This is a genomic window from Pseudomonas sp. FR229a (assembly GCF_030209115.1).
Lineage (GTDB): Bacteria > Pseudomonadota > Gammaproteobacteria > Pseudomonadales > Pseudomonadaceae > Aquipseudomonas > Aquipseudomonas moraviensis_A.
In genome coordinates this window covers 199,997-214,926 of sequence record NZ_JARVSP010000002.1, presented here as the reverse complement: position 1 = coordinate 214,926, position 14,930 = coordinate 199,997, and the positions used below count along the sequence as shown (strand labels likewise).

Below are 14,930 nucleotides of genomic sequence, written 5' to 3'. Positions count from 1 at the left end.
ATCTGGGCGATCAGGCCAGTTCCAGCGTCGGCAGGCCAAAAGCGCTTGGCCTGAAGTCTTTCAGCGAGCGAAGAATGCCGTCAGCGTGAGCATATTTCTCATCGGCCATCGCGGCGTCGGGGATGGCGATTGCGGTCATGCCTGCCGCTTTCGCCGCAGTGACGCCAAACGGTGAATCCTCGAACACCAGACAATCCCTGGGCGCAACGCCCAGTCGCCGGGCGGCGGTAAGGAAGATGTCCGGCGCCGGTTTGGCCGCGCCGACTTCCGGATCGTCCGCCGTGACGATGAAATCGAACAGCGCGAACCAGTCGCGATGCAAAGTGGTTTTCTGCCCGAACGACTGCCGTGACGAACTGGTGCCGACCGCGATCGGGATGTTATGCGCCTTGAGATGACGCACCAGCGCTTCGGCCCCCGGCATCGCCTGCGCCTTGGGGAAACGCTCGCGCATCAGCGGCTCGCGGATCTGCAGGAATTCTTCCGGGGTAATCGGTAGCTCCAGCGCCTGCACAACGTAATTGGCCAGGTCATTGGCACCGCGACCAATGATGTTCTGCTTGATGCTCCAGTCAAAGATTTTCCCGTAGCGCCCGACAATCATCGAGGTGACCTCGGTGTAAATGCCCTCGGTGTCGAGCAGCAAACCGTCCATATCGAATATCACGGCCTTGATCGGGCCGAACGTCTTCAGCGGTGCATTCATCATCGGATCCGTTAACAAAGACATCCCGGGCGACAGGCAACGTGCCGCAACGCGGATCTGATTAATGGGTTCAGCAGCATAGCGAGGCCGATGGACATTGAGCAACGGGCAATCCCGTCGACGCGCTCTTCGCATTTAGCGAAACATCCTACAGACACTGCCTACTTCCCCGACTTCTTTCCTTTTTGATCCCCCGCAAAGTCCGCGCTCCCGTTTCTTCCTATGCGCGAGCGACTGCGAATGTTTCAACCCGATCGGCTACTGGCCCTGAACAACAGCATCGGACTGCTGGTGGTGGCCGCCCTGAATCCCCAGCAGCCAGATTTCGAAGCGCTGATCGATGAGTTCCGCCTGTGCCTGAACACCTACGAGACCTGGGCCGAGCAGTTCTGGAGCGGGACGGCGCTGGACATCGAGCAGGTGTTCAAGGTTGGCAATGACGTGCAACTGAGCGCGCCGATTACCTCGCGCGCACCCATCAGTTCATCGGTGGTCATGTGTCCGGCCAGCGGTCCGTTGACCTTGGTACACATGTTTGAAGCGGCGCGCTTTGTGCCGATCGGCGACACCCCGGTAACCCTCGAACCGCTGCTCAGCGAAGTCGACGGCGTGCAGACCTTCGGCGAACCACCGCGCCATACGATCGGCCCGAGCGGGATTCTCGAGGTGACCGATTGCACGCGCGGCCAGCGCTACCGCATCACCTTCTTCCCCGATGTTTCCACCGCCCATGTCCGCGCGCTGTATGCCTCTTATGAAGGTGTCATCGCCGGTCTGGAAAACTGGCTGCGCGGCGAATGGACAGGCTTCCAGCCGCCATGGATGGAGTTTTCCAGCGCCGGTTTTCTTGATCGTTACGGGCAATTGCAACGGGCCGACTGGCGCGGTCTGGAAAAAGCCCTGAACGGGGTCTGGGATGACATCCAACAGCTGTTTGCCCTCCTCGCCGATCTGCAGGCGCACAGCGAAAAACTCCTGGAATACCTGAGCGAAGTCGAGCTTGAGGCGCTGCTGGCCGCTTCCAGCGAGGCGATTGCCAACGCCTTGTTGATGCTCAGCGACGAGCCGTTGCTGTTCATTCATCTGGCCGCGTTCACCAGTTGGCTGAAGATGCTGCCGCCGCAATACCTCGCCGAAGTGGTTGCCGAAGTCCGCACAGAGTTGCTGATCAGTTTCCTGTTGATGCGCCTGGCGGGCGGTGCCGGCGTATCGCTGGGTCTGAGCAGCAAGGTATTGGCCAGGATAAAGTCGCCACGGGCGCGGGAATGGCTGGCAGCTTCTGCTTTACGCTTGGCTGAACTGACCTCGACGCCGGAACTCAAGCAGCACGCGAGCACGCTGAAACCGCTGATGTTTCATGCCCGCGAGGTTGAGCTGAAGCCGACCCCGTCGATTCCGCTGAACATTCGCCAGACCGACACGGCGGTGTTGAGCGTGCCGAATCCGGCAACCCTCGCGCGGGGAAAAACCCAAAGCATGGCGCGTCTTGAACGCCACGAGCCCCACGACGACGTCCCCGACCAGGCGAAAAACCCCAACGGTGATGCCGCCGACTGCGTGCCCAACACCTGCACCAACGGCTGTCCGGTGTCGATGGTCACCGGCGAAGAACTGCTGACTCTGACCGACGCGGTGCTCGATGGCGTACTGCCCTTCGAGTTCACCCGCTTGTACCGCAGCAGCGCCGTCGAGATCGACATCGGCCTGGGTTTCGGCTGGAGCCATACCCTGGCCCATCGGCTGGCCTTCGACGGCGACGGCGTGATCTGGATCGACCACGAGAACCGCCGCACCCGCTTTCCTCTGCCCAATGTCGCACGGCCAACAATTCATAACAGCCTGTCGCGGGCGGCGATCTTTCTCGGTGATGAACCTGAAGAACTGATCCTCGCCATGGCCGGCGACAGCGCGCGGTTCTATCACTTTCGCGCCGGCCGGCTGACCGCGATCAGCGACGTCTACGGCAATCGTCTGACCCTGCAACGCGATCGCTCCGACCGCATTCAGCGTCTGGACAACGGCGCCGGCCGCTCGCTGCTGTTGCGTTATGACCGGGCGCAACTGGTGGCGGTCGATTATCAGGTGTTCGTGCAGGGTGAGTGGAGCACCCAGCAGAACCTTGCCACCTACCGCTTCGATGCCCGGCAACGGCTGCTGACCGCGACCAACGCGGTGGGCGACAGCGAGCGCTACGACTACGACGACCACCACGTCATCCTTCAGCGCCAGCTGACCGGTGGGGCGAGCTTTTTCTGGGAGTGGCAACGCGAGGGCAAGGCGGCGCGTTGCGTGCGGCATTGGGCCTCGTTCTCGCAGATGAACACCCGCTACGTCTGGAACGATGACGACGCCAGCGTGACCGTGCATTACGTCGACGGCACCGAAGAAGTCTACGTCCACGACGAGCGCGCGCGGCTGGTGCGTCAGGTCGCGGCCGATGGCGGCGAGCAGCTCAAGGCCTATGACGAGCAGGGCCGCTTGGTCGCCGAGCAGGATGCTTTGGGGGCCGTCACCGAGTACCGCTACGACGAGGTCGGACGGCTGATCGCGCTGATTCCACCGGACGAGGCGCCAACGTCCTACGAGTACCGCAACGGTTTTCTCTACAAGCGTTGCCGAGGCGACGCGGTGTGGATCTATCGGCGCAACGCCGAAGGTGCGGTCACCGAAGCGGTCGATCCTGACGGTCAGGTCACCCATTACTACTACAACCTGCGCGGCCAGTTGTTGTCGCTGCGCTATCCGGACAGCAGCCGCCATCGCTGGGTGTGGAACGAGCTCGGCCAGCTCATCGAAGAAACCCTGCCGGACGGTGGCGTGCGGCGTTTTTCCTACGATGCGCTGGGCCGGCGGATTACCACCCAGGACGAATTTGGTGTCGTCAGCCGTCAGCAGTGGGACGCCGCCGGCCGACTGATCCTGACGACTTCTCCGACGGGCAGCACCCGCGCCTACAGCTACGGCGCCTACGGCCAGATCACCGCCGAGCGCGATGAACTGGGGCGCATCACCCGCTACGAATATGACGACGACCTGCACCTGGTCTCGCGGCGCATCAACCCCGACGGCACCCGCGTGCAGTACCGCTATGACCATGCGCGGTTGCTGCTGACCGAGATCGAAAACGAGTCGGGGGAAAAATACCGCCTGGATTACACGCCGACCGGATTGATCCGACAGGAGGCCGGTTTTGATGGGCGGCGTACCGCGTACGCCTACGACCTCAATGGCCATCTGCTGGAGAAGACCGAGTTCGGCGAGCAGGGTTTATCGCTGATCACCCACTACCAGCGCGACAAGGCCGGACGTTTGCTCGTCAAAACCCTGCCCGACGGGATCAAGGTGCGTTATGACTACGACCGCCTCGGCCGCTTGGTTGCCGTCGATGACGGGCAGAACCATCCGCTGGCCTTCGAGTACGACCGTCAGGACCGCTTGATCACCGAGCACCAGGGCTGGGGCACCTTGCGCTACGCCTATGACGCCTGCGGTCAGCTCAAACGTCTGCGCCTGCCGGACAACAGCAAGCTCGATTATCACTACGCCAAGGGCGGGGCGCTGTCGGCCATTGACCTCAACGGCACGCCGCTCACGCGCCACGTCTACCAGTCCGGTCGCGAGCAGCAACGTCAGCAGGGCCTGCTGCTCAGCGAATACTCCTACGACGATCAGGGCCGACTACTTGCCCACGCCGTAGGCCATCGCGGCGCCTCGCTGTACCGCCGCGATTATGCCTACAGCGCCAACGGCAATCTCGAGCACATTGCCGACAGTCGCCACGGCCAGCGCACCTACGGCTACGACGCCCTCGACCGATTGATTCGCGTACGCCATTCGCGCGACGAACTGCCCGAATCCTTCGCCCACGACCCGGCCGGCAACCTGCTGATGCAGGACCGCCCCGGTCCTGTGCAGATCAAGGGCAATCGCCTGCTGATGCAGGGCGACCGTCATTACGACTACGACGCCTTCGGCAACCTGATCCGCGAACGCCGAGGCCACGGCCAGACCCTCGTCACCGAATACCGCTACGACTGCCAGCACCGCCTCATCGGCCTGACCCGCCCCGACGGCCAGACCGCCACTTACCAATACGACGCCTTCGGCCGGCGCATCCGCAAAACCATCGACGGAGCCGTCACCGAGTTCTTCTGGCAAGGCGAGCACCTCGTCGCCGAAAGCAGCGCGACGCAATACCGCAGCTTCCTCTACGAACCCGGCACCTTCCGCCCGCTGGCACTGCTCGACGGCAAAGGCCCGAAAAAAGCCTGCCCGTTCTACTACCAACTCGACCACCTCGGCACCCCGCAGGAACTCACCGACTACAGCGGCGAAATCGTCTGGTCCGCGCAATACGACGCCTACGGCAAAGTCGCCGCCGTCACCCTCGCCGGCGAAGACTACCTCGACCAGCCGCTGCGTTTTCAGGGGCAGTACTTCGATGTTGAAAGCGGCCTGCACTACAACCGCCATCGGTATTACGACCCGAGGTTGGGACGGTATCTGACGCCGGACCCGGTGAAGCTGGCGGGTGGATTGAACCAGTACCAGTACGTGCCGAATCCGACGGGATGGGTGGATCCGTTGGGGTTGACCTCGAATTGCCCTCCAAAAGGCCGAAAAACAATCGGCTGTCCAAAACCTAATGAAGTCGAGCCCCCGCTGGTTTCTCGGCGAGGCGCGTTTAGGCAGGCAAAACTTGATTCGGGAGTACCAAAAGTGCAGCAGCCCGACATTCAAATCGATGAGGTCAGCGGCAAGCAGAAGCAATTTACTTATGCCAACATGACGGATAGGAAAGGCAATAACATCCTGGACAGTAGTGGAATGCCAATCATAACTAGAGAATATAAATACACCAGAGAGGATGGGTTTATATTGATCCTCCAAAATCATTCCGCGGGCCATAAATACGGGGACATAAATAACCGGGGAGATCAAGGACCTCACATAAATGTGCGACCTGCAGATGACAGGCGGAACGGCAAGGTAAAAAACACAAGCGATCATTACCCATTCAGGAGATCACCATGAAAAACTGGAACGACATAGAGGGCAGCAAACTGTTTAACATGGTATTCAGCAGACCTATACCTATCTCAGAGATTAAGTTATTCGCTCTGAACATAGACAATAACCTTTCAACGCTGACCTTGGCATTTGACATCAGGGAAACCCCAGATACCCCTCCGAAGAAATGGGATCTAATAGGATACAACGCTTGCCGGATCGGAATAACGTGCAGTGAAGTCAGAGGTTTGACAACATCCAACATCCCGACGCAAGAAACATTAAACCTATCCATCCAACTCATTGGGGATAGGTACTCTGTTTCCGCCACATCCAAGTCGTCAGAGTTAAAATTCACTACATCATCATTAAGGTTGAGAGAGCCAAGTGTGTACTTGACAGAATCACCTTTCTAGAGCCTTCAATAATCAAAAGCTTTTTTGCAGGTGACATTTTGTCTCTTGAGGACTTGATCAAAGGCTTCCTCAGCAAAGTCGAAGAAGGAACAATGCTGCTACAACAGTGCTATCCATTTTCCCACGGAGTTAGTAGATTTCGATTACGGTCCAAACAACAGGATTGACGGCTTTGACGTGTGCCGTCTTTATATGTACGCCGCCGACAGACCTGAAGAGTACAAAAAATACACTGACATAAATTTTCTTGAGAGCGAGTTCAAGTGTTATATAGGCTCAGGCAGAATCAAAAAAATGTCGCCATCCGATGACCTCTATGTATTAATCGGCCCGCCGGAAAATCTCTTAAGACGAGACTTAAGCACCTGCTGACTCAGGCCTTTATGCCGAAGTTCAACTCTTAAAAACCTCACTGATCTTCTCGAACCTCTGAAAGAATTTGCGGATCAAGATATCCACTTCGATTTTCCGCACCTCAATGGTCACTTTGTAAAATCAGAGCACGAAGAAGCGACGTCTCGTTCTGGGGAACTGATTTTCTGTAGGGCCTGCTGAGTCAGACCCTTAAACCATCATTCAAACACTCAACCCCTCTCACTGCTCATCCCCATCCTCCTCATACTCCATATCCGCCTCATCCGAATCATTCAACGGTACCGTCGCATCATCCGTAACCGATCCAGGATCTTCGCTGCCTGGATCATTGATAAACGGCAGCCCACTCGGACCCTTCTCTTCTTTGCCTTCGGTTTCAGGAGTCATGGCGAACCTCTTGATCGCATGGAATGTATGACGTTCGAGACGCCCTATCGCCAATCGTTCCTCTTCCTGACGGCCAGACACGAAAAACCCGGCACCAGGCCGGGTTTTCGTTGATCAATCAGCGATGTTTATTTTTGTGTTTGTTCTTGTGCTTGTGACCGCCGGAATGATGTCCATCGTCATCGCCACCCAGATTGTTACCCACCGCCCCGCCCGCTGCGCCGCCCAGGCCCGCGCCGATAGCGGAACCGGTGGAGCCGCCGAGGCTATTGCCGACGACCGAACCGCCTGCTGCGCCAAGACCGCCACCAATTGCGGCTTCGGTGCGGTTGCGTTTGTTCGCGCCGACGGCACTGCCGGCCGCGCCGCCGACACCCGCGCCGACCGCGGCGCCCGTGCTGCCGCCGAGTTGTCCACCAACCACATTACCCAGCGCACCGCCGAGACCACCGCCTACGGCAGCGGTGCCATCTCCGGCCGCCATGGCGCCCTGCGCCACGACCAAGCCGAAAAACAGTGCAGATAATGACAATCGCATATGAACCTCGCAGTTCCCGAATCGGGACAGTCCGCCCAAGCGGGGCGTATGCAGATTGGAGATGATTTCGGACGAAACGTTCAGCCATGAAAAAGCCCGACATCGAGTCGGGCTTCTTGTGACACGCGATCAGTTTCAGTGGCGCTTGTGACCTTTGCCCAGGTTGCTGCCGACGGCACCGCCGGCTGCACCGCCTAGGCCCGCGCCGATGGTGGCGCCGTTCCGGCCGCCCAGGCTGTTGCCGATCACCGAACCACCGGCTGCACCGACTCCGCCGCCGATCGCTGCCTTGGTGCGGCTACCTTTTCGCGCTGCTACTGCGCTGCCCGCTGCGCCCGCGACGCCAGCACCAATGGCGGCACCAGTGCTGCCGCCCATTTTCTGACCGACCACGTTGCCCAGCGCGCCACCCAGGCCGCCGCCCAGCGCAGCGGTGCCATCACCGGCAGCCATCGCACCTTGAGCAACCAGAAGGCCAAGAACCAGAGCAGGCAGTGTTAAACGCATGACGAAACCTCAAATAAACGGGATGACGAGAAGGAGCGGGATTTAATGCGCTCGGCGCAGGAAAGTCCAGACGCGGGCAACAGCGTCGATTGGACCGCGATCAAGGAAAAGGTTTTATGCCGGGCAAAAAAAAGCCCGCTGGGGAGACGGGCTGGAGACTTGCTTTCTAACGGATGGCTTCACCCTACGTTGATCAACGTGAAAAGTTTGTGAAAAAAAACCGACATTAATGTCAACGCCCGCCAGGCGTTTCCAGCAGGCAAAGCTGCGCACATAAAAAACCCCGTTCAGTGACGGGGTATGGGATGCACTCACTTTCTGGTTCTTGCCAAGACCTTGGGCAAGAATTTCGCTTTTGGCCCTTTAGGGGCTGTGGACTTGATTCTCCCGATGCTCACTGGATCTTCGCCAAAACCCGATTGATACTCCGTCTGACCGCAGCGCACACAGTTGTTGAATGAAAACTCAGCGCCATCGTCTTCGATATACGGACCTGTCATAGCCTCTCCCCTTCGCAACCGGGGCCGACACCGGCGAAACGGTTTTTGCCTGAAAAATATCGACCTCCAAGGCTTATGAGACTAGTCGGTCACCCTCTGACTTGCCGTTCAACCTGACCAGGCGCCGACGAACGGATCGCTGCGTTCAGAGAGACGCCTGTGCTGGTTCATGCGGAGACTTTGTTTGCCAATCATCGATCTTCTTCGTGATTTCCAGTAAACATTCGGAGATCGATTTCTGGCTCGCATCAAGAATCAGCGAGGGCACCTCGGGGACCTCATAAACTGCGCTGACGCCGGTAAATTCTTGTATCAGACCGGCGCGAGCCTTACGGTACAAACCCTTTGGGTCAAGACGTTCGCAAACGCTCAGTGGGGTACTTAAATAGACTTCGACAAAATTTTCGTCACCAATGATTTCTTTCGCCTGTTCTCTCTGTGAACGGCAGGGCGAAATACAAGCGACGAGCACGCAAATGCCGGCCTCATTCATCAGACGTGCAACTTCAGCGATGCGACGAATATTTTCCGAGCGATCTTCCGGTAGAAAACCCAAGTCTTTGCAAAGTCCATGTCGAACGTTATCTCCGTCCAACACAAATGCGGGTTTGCCACTGTCAATCAAGGCTTTTTCCACGGAAAAAGCCAATGTTGACTTGCCAGCACCGCTCAGCCCGGTAAACCAAAGGGTTAGTGGTTTCTGGGAGAAAAGCCGTTGACGGTCCTCTGCGGTGACCCGGGATGGGTGCAACCGCAGATCCTGGAAAGCCTCGTCAGTGGATCTGATCATATGTTTACCTCATCTCGAGTAGAGTCTGAGTCGATCTTCAGGACAGTGATTGTTCCGCAGTACGGCTAATGGTCGAACCGATCCAGCGTACACCCAGTGCACCGTCCAAGTAGGCCAATTTGCCAGCATCCATGCGGACAAGCAGCTCTTTGTCCAGATAGAGTTCGAGACCGCGCTCGCTGGCCACGACACTTACATCGCCACTAAGCGGCAGTCCTCTCACCGTACTATCCGTATCCGGCAGCCATTGCGTGCCGTCATGAGTCCACAAAGCCAACTGGGCTTCATCGGGGTTGCAGGGCTGAATCAGCAAGGCATTCATGTCAGTATCGTCACCCAATCCCTGATAAACGACTGCAGCGACATGCGATTCCGGCAGAGTTGGATCGAGCGCATATCTGAACGACATCGTGCGCTCGGACGCCGGTGCAGTCTCGCGCAGTTTCAACATGCACAAGCTATCAAATGCCGCGACTTTTTCGCCTGTTTCCAACTGCTGGCTTGAACCAAACACAACTTCCCAGGCGGACCAGATCTGCTGATTTTTTGAGACATGATGAAAGCTTGCCAGGCGCTCTTCGGCTTTTTGCCGGAACAGATCTCGTGCAAACAACTCCGGGATCCCGGCGAACACGTGTCCGTGGTGCGCAAAATCCTTGACATTCAAGAGCCTGACTTCATTCACCGCGCCGTAAGGACCGAGACAGAGATAGTCCAAAGGCATATAAGTATTACGATCCAATACCCAAAGTCCGCTCATTGAGCTTCGACGCGATTCACGCCCGGTCATTTGACTTTCCCCGACCAGCAATACGTCGGAAGATACGGCCAGGCCGCGGGCATATATCGAGCTGCCGGCGCGCCAAATTACCTCGTTGGTACGCAGATCGATCAGCGACCCGATGGAACTGTGGCAGGCAATGGTCTGCCCTTCATCCGAGACCCACACATTATGCAGCCCGGTACGTTGATCAATAGGCTCAAGACTGACCAATTGCAAATCAGGATAGGTCAGGATTGCAAGCGACGAGCCATTCTGATGACCGTGAGCAATGACGTACAGGTGCCCGTCTTTTTCGAACACGGAATTGAGGTGATCGCCAGTGATCTCGTGCAGTGACAAGCGATCCCAACGGGCATCGGTCAGACGCTTTTCCTGGAAATGACCCGGCTTTTCCAGATCGATGACCGAGATCGCATTCCTGCCAGTATTGGTGCAAATGATGCGCCCGTCAGAGCCGCACAGTATCTGATGAGGCTGGGAAAGGAATCGCTCCGTATGAAATGAACCGTGGGAGACATAGCCGACTTCCGAGTTTGCATAAGTCTGAATATCGGTCAGGTTCAGATTGTCCAGACCGGAATGGGACAGAACGAGTTCCGTGCCTTCCGGGAGCCATGAAATACCGTAGTACTCCGGGCGTCCGTTCTCGATGGTGACGACTTTCCTGGAAAACACATCAACCAGGAGCAAGTATCCCGTGGTGGCAACAACTGCCAGTAATGTATCCAACGCTTATACCCCAGACCGACTCGCCAAATCCTGGCATTTTCGAAAGCATAGGCCCATCGTGTGGCGATTTTAATTACTGCGTAAATGAACACCGCGCACGAAGAAATGGACAGTTGCGGAAAGCGAATTTCAAAGACTTTTTGCATGTCTGGCGAAGTCGTTGCATTTCGGGCGCCCCATACGCCTGCATCACCTATTCCAGACGCCAAAAACCACAAACCCCTGACTTTCTCTAGGAAAATCAGGGGTTTGTGTTTACTGAATGTGGCGGTGAAGGAGAGATTCGAACTCTCGATACAGTTTCCTGTATACACACTTTCCAGGCGTGCTCCTTAAGCCACTCGGACACTTCACCGTATCTCTGCAGACATGTTCTGTCTGTCGAGGCGCGCTAATGTAGTCGAAAGCTTTTCCGATGGCAAACTTTTTTTCAGAATTTTCATGCGCTTAAGAGAGCGGACTGCACTGGGCCAGGCGGAGGATGGCAAACCCGCCAATCTCGGGTAACCGACGTGCTTCCTTTATGGAAGGCAAGAGGCGCGCAGCGCTGGCTGAAGCGCAAAACGGTGACTGGCAGGTCAGTCACGGCGCTTTACCTGGCCTGCGGCGGTGGGTAACGTCTGCCCATCTTTCTAATAAGGAATAGCGTCATGAGCGAGTTGATTGCCTACCACCTCGAAGACGGTATCGCGACCCTGACCCTGAACAATGGCAAGGTCAACGCCATTTCCCCCGATGTGATTGCGGCGTTTAACGCGGCACTGGATCAAGCGGTCGCGGATCGGGCTGTGGTGATCATTACCGGCCAGCCGGGGATTCTCTCGGGAGGTTATGACCTGAAGGTGATGACGGCCGGCCCGAAAGAGGCCGTTGCGCTGGTGACCGCCGGTTCGACGCTGGCCCGTCGCCTGCTCTCTCACCCGTTTCCGGTGATCGTTGCCTGTCCGGGACACGCCGTGGCAAAGGGCGCTTTCCTGCTGTTATCCGCCGATTACCGCATCGGTGTCGATGGCCCGTTCAGCATCGGTCTGAACGAAGTGCAGATCGGTATGACCATGCACCATGCCGGTATCGAGCTGGCGCGTGATCGCTTGCGGCGTTCGGCTTTCCATCGCTCAGTAATCAATGGCGAGATGTTCGATCCGAAAAGTGCCGTTGATGCAGGTTTCCTCGACAAGGTCGTCACTGCAGAAGAATTGCAGGGCGCCGCCCTGGCTGCCGCGCGTCAGTTGAAGAAAATCAATATGCTCGCGCACAAGAACACCAAGCTGAAAGTGCGCAAACAACTGCTGGAAACCCTCGACGATGCCATCCTCCAGGATCAACAACATCTGGGCTGATTCCTGAAGGATTTGCCGTTGAAAACAGCCCGACCCTCGTGTCGGGCTTTTTCTTACGTCCGGTGTTGAAGATTCCCTGACAGCTCTAGGATGCACCTGACAGGCATCGCTGAAACATGCGCTTAAACATCGGCCATCTCCGGACTCTATAGGGGCAATTGCCGAAAACAGTGCACATCCGTACACTGCGCCACCTTTTGTCCCGGTGGGCCTGCAAAAATGCTGTTCGTGTTTCGTATGTTGTTGATGGGCCTGCACTTTATTCTCGCCGGCGTGCTGGGCGTGATCCTTGGCCTGTGCCGCCCCTTCAATCCGGACAACAGCCGACTCTGCGCCCGCCTCTACGCGTTGCCAGCGATGTGTATCCTGCGTTTGCGGGTCAAGTCTGAGGTCAACGGGTTGATCAACAAGCCTGACAGCTGCGTGATCATCGCTAACCACCAGTCCAACTACGATCTGTTCGTGTTCGGCAACGTCGTCCCGCGCCGCACCGTGTGTATCGGCAAGAAAAGCCTGAAGTGGGTGCCGTTGTTCGGCCAGTTGTTCTGGCTGGCCGGCAATGTGTTGATCGACCGTGGCAATGCGCACAAGGCGCGGCAGTCGATGCTGACGACCACTCACACCCTGCAGAATGAAGACACCTCGATTTGGGTATTCCCGGAAGGCACCCGCAACCTCGGCGAAGATTTGTTGCCGTTCAAGAAAGGCGCGTTCCAAATGGCGATTGCCGCCGGCGTGCCGATCGTTCCGGTGTGCGTGAGCAGTTACGTCAAGCACATGCGTCTGAATCGCTGGCGCAGCGGCAATGTTCTCATACGTTCGCTGCCGGCGATTCCTACAGTCGGATTGACCATGGATGACATGCCCATGCTCATCGAGCGATGCCGCGAACAGATGCGCGAATGCATCGAATCCATGGATCGGCAACTGCGAGCCGCGTGAAAAACAAACCCGCCCTGTGCGGGTTTTCTTTTGCCGGCTGAACTGTAGAAGTTTCACTGACTCTCAAACAGCGACACGGCTAAGCTGAAGCCTTGTTCCCCTGCCATCTGCCAAGAAGAAGTGAATCACCACCATGGGTCGAGTTGTTGCTGCTGCGGTGTACAGCGAAGGCAAGAAAGTCACCAATATCACGCTTGATGAAGGCGCGGCCTGGGCGGCCAAGCCGGGCCACTTCGTCTGGATCGGCCTGGAAGAACCGGACGCACAGGAATTATCCAACCTGCAACGCCAGTTCAATCTGCACGAGCTGGCCATCGAAGATGCGCTGGAAAAACACAGCCGGCCAAAACTGGAAACCTTTGGTGACGCTCTGTTTATCGTCACCTACTCCCCCGTTCGTGAACACGGCGTTTTGCAGTTCATCGAAACGCATATCTTCGCCGGCAAGGGCTACATCATCACCGCGCGCAACGGCCACTCGGCGTCCTACGCCCAGGTGCGTCAACGCTGTGAGGCGCGTCCACTGTTGCTGGAGCATGGCGAGGATTTCGTCCTTTATGCGCTGCTCGATTTCGTCATCGAGAACTATCAGCCGGTGGGCGAAGCGATCCACGCGGAGATCGATGAGCTGGAGCGCAACGTGCTGTGCAGTGCCCTCAACGAGCGTGACATCCAGAAGCTCCACGGTTTGCGCCGTGACGTGGTGCGCTTGCGTCGGTATGCGGCGCCGATGGTAGAAATCGGCGAGGAGCTGCAAAAGCTAAGCTTTCCATTCATCGACAAGAACATGCGCCCGTACTTTCGCGATGTGCAGATCCACGTGACGCGGCAGATGGAAGACCTGAGCACGCTGGCGGACATTGCCAGCCAGACCATCGAGATTGGTGTGTTGCTTGAGGCATCGCGGCAAAGCGTGGTGCAGCGCAAGTTCGCAGCGTGGGCAGCGATTCTGGCGTTCCCCACCGCAGTGGCGGGAATTTACGGGATGAACTTCCAGAACATGCCGGAGTTGACTTGGCATTACGGTTATTTTGCGGTGCTGGGGTTTATTGCGGTGGGGTGTGTGAGTTTGTGGGCGAGTTTCAAGCGGTCGGGGTGGTTGTAGCCGGGACCGCGTCGCCCCGGCGATTCGCGAGCAGGCTCGCTCCCACAGGGATTGTGGGAGCAGGCCCTTTCAGCGTTGAGCCGCTTCCGGCTTGTGCGCGACGAAGCGCATCATCCACTCCGCAACCGTAGCGCCATGATGCTCCTGCTCGAGGCTGGCCACGCCTTTGCTGTAAATCTGCGAGCCCAGCGCTTCCTGGCGCAGATCGAGCAGCGCGCGCGAGTAATCGTGAATGAATTCCGGATGGCCCTGGAAGCACAGCACTTGATCGTTGATGTGATAAGCCGCGAACGGGCAGAAATCGCTGGAGGCGATCACCGTTGCATTTTCCGGTAGCTCGGTCACCTGATCCTGATGGCTGATCAACAGTGTCAGCTCTTCGCGCACCGGGCTCATCCACGGCGCCTTGGCCGCCAGCTTGTAGTTGTGGGTACCGACGCCCCAACCCTGGGATGCGCGCTCGCTCTTTCCGCCAAGCAGCAGCGCCAGCAATTGATGGCCGAAGCACACGCCGAGCAGTTTGTCGCCGCGTTCGTAGCGATTCAGAAGATAAGTCTTGAGGGTCTGAATCCACGGATCAGTGCCGAACGAATCGGCCTTGCTGCCGGTGACCAGATACGCATCGAAGGTCTCGTCTTCGCTTGGGTATTCGCCATTCACCACGTTATAGACAGTGAAATCAGCGGCGATCGGTTGTTGCGAAAACAGGCGCTGAAACATTTGCCCATAGCCCTGATACTGATCGATCAGCTCAGGCCGCAAGATGTCGGTCTCGAGAATGCAGATGCGCAGCGACATAAA

The 14,930-nt window shown here is 57.5% G+C and carries 14 protein-coding genes and 1 tRNA gene; 6 read left to right on the top strand and 9 right to left on the bottom strand.

The window, feature by feature from the left end:
* Positions 1-10: 10 nt before the first annotated feature.
* A complete protein-coding gene (locus tag QRN33_RS02365) occupies positions 11-706 on the bottom strand; it encodes an HAD-IA family hydrolase (RefSeq protein WP_285406623.1) in 696 nt (231 codons plus the stop codon).
* 240 nt (positions 707-946) lie between these two features.
* On the opposite strand from QRN33_RS02365, the gene QRN33_RS26590 reads away from it, so the two are divergent.
* The 3 genes from QRN33_RS26590 (at position 947) to QRN33_RS26670 (ending at position 6,504) form a co-directional block, all read left to right on the top strand.
* Positions 947-5,740 (top strand): RHS repeat-associated core domain-containing protein, encoded by a 4,794-nt coding sequence (locus QRN33_RS26590; protein ID WP_350310274.1) that lies wholly within the window; start codon positions 947-949, stop codon positions 5,738-5,740.
* Positions 5,737-6,132 carry an Imm50 family immunity protein gene (locus tag QRN33_RS02345; RefSeq protein WP_083353235.1) on the top strand — a complete coding sequence of 132 codons (396 nt, stop codon included), beginning with the start codon at positions 5,737-5,739 and terminating at the stop codon, positions 6,130-6,132. Before QRN33_RS26590 ends, QRN33_RS02345 begins: the two co-directional genes overlap by 4 nt.
* Positions 6,133-6,243: 111 nt before the next feature.
* A complete protein-coding gene (locus QRN33_RS26670; RefSeq protein WP_502944970.1) occupies positions 6,244-6,504 on the top strand; it encodes a DUF6896 domain-containing protein in 261 nt (86 codons plus the stop codon).
* Between the two features lie 222 nt (positions 6,505-6,726).
* Here the strand turns inward: QRN33_RS26670 and QRN33_RS02340 are convergent, their stop codons facing one another.
* From QRN33_RS02340 to QRN33_RS02310, 7 genes are all read right to left on the bottom strand, one after another.
* Positions 6,727-6,894 carry a hypothetical protein gene (locus QRN33_RS02340; protein WP_185053985.1) on the bottom strand — a complete coding sequence of 56 codons (168 nt, stop codon included), beginning with the start codon at positions 6,892-6,894 and terminating at the stop codon, positions 6,727-6,729.
* A 118-nt stretch (positions 6,895-7,012) separates the two neighbouring features.
* Positions 7,013-7,432 (bottom strand): glycine zipper domain-containing protein, encoded by a 420-nt coding sequence (locus QRN33_RS02335; protein WP_042608469.1) that lies wholly within the window; start codon positions 7,430-7,432, stop codon positions 7,013-7,015.
* Between the two features lie 135 nt (positions 7,433-7,567).
* Entirely contained in the window at positions 7,568-7,939 is a 372-nt protein-coding gene (locus QRN33_RS02330) for a hypothetical protein (protein ID WP_016773803.1), read from the bottom strand.
* 311 nt (positions 7,940-8,250) lie between these two features.
* A complete protein-coding gene (locus QRN33_RS02325; protein ID WP_285406619.1) occupies positions 8,251-8,439 on the bottom strand; it encodes a hypothetical protein in 189 nt (62 codons plus the stop codon).
* A 145-nt stretch (positions 8,440-8,584) separates the two neighbouring features.
* Positions 8,585-9,229, bottom strand: a complete 645-nt coding sequence (gene cysC / locus QRN33_RS02320; RefSeq protein WP_285406618.1) for an adenylyl-sulfate kinase — start codon at positions 9,227-9,229, stop codon at positions 8,585-8,587.
* A gap of 37 nt (positions 9,230-9,266) precedes the next feature.
* A complete protein-coding gene (locus QRN33_RS02315) occupies positions 9,267-10,742 on the bottom strand; it encodes a YncE family protein (RefSeq protein ID WP_285406616.1) in 1,476 nt (491 codons plus the stop codon).
* A 265-nt stretch (positions 10,743-11,007) separates the two neighbouring features.
* A tRNA-Ser gene (locus QRN33_RS02310) sits at positions 11,008-11,097 on the bottom strand.
* Positions 11,098-11,392: 295 nt separating this feature from the next.
* On the opposite strand from QRN33_RS02310, the gene QRN33_RS02305 reads away from it, so the two are divergent.
* The 3 genes from QRN33_RS02305 (at position 11,393) to QRN33_RS02295 (ending at position 14,129) form a co-directional block, all read left to right on the top strand.
* Entirely contained in the window at positions 11,393-12,082 is a 690-nt protein-coding gene (locus tag QRN33_RS02305) for a crotonase/enoyl-CoA hydratase family protein (RefSeq protein WP_065615173.1), read from the top strand.
* 219 nt (positions 12,083-12,301) lie between these two features.
* Entirely contained in the window at positions 12,302-13,024 is a 723-nt protein-coding gene (locus tag QRN33_RS02300) for a 1-acylglycerol-3-phosphate O-acyltransferase (protein ID WP_064364622.1), read from the top strand.
* A 133-nt stretch (positions 13,025-13,157) separates the two neighbouring features.
* Entirely contained in the window at positions 13,158-14,129 is a 972-nt protein-coding gene (locus QRN33_RS02295; protein ID WP_042608479.1) for a magnesium and cobalt transport protein CorA, read from the top strand.
* 69 nt (positions 14,130-14,198) lie between these two features.
* Here QRN33_RS02295 and QRN33_RS02290 read toward each other — a convergent pair whose 3' ends face one another.
* Entirely contained in the window at positions 14,199-14,927 is a 729-nt protein-coding gene (locus QRN33_RS02290) for an amidotransferase (protein ID WP_042608480.1), read from the bottom strand.
* Between the last annotated feature and the right edge of the window lie 3 nt (positions 14,928-14,930).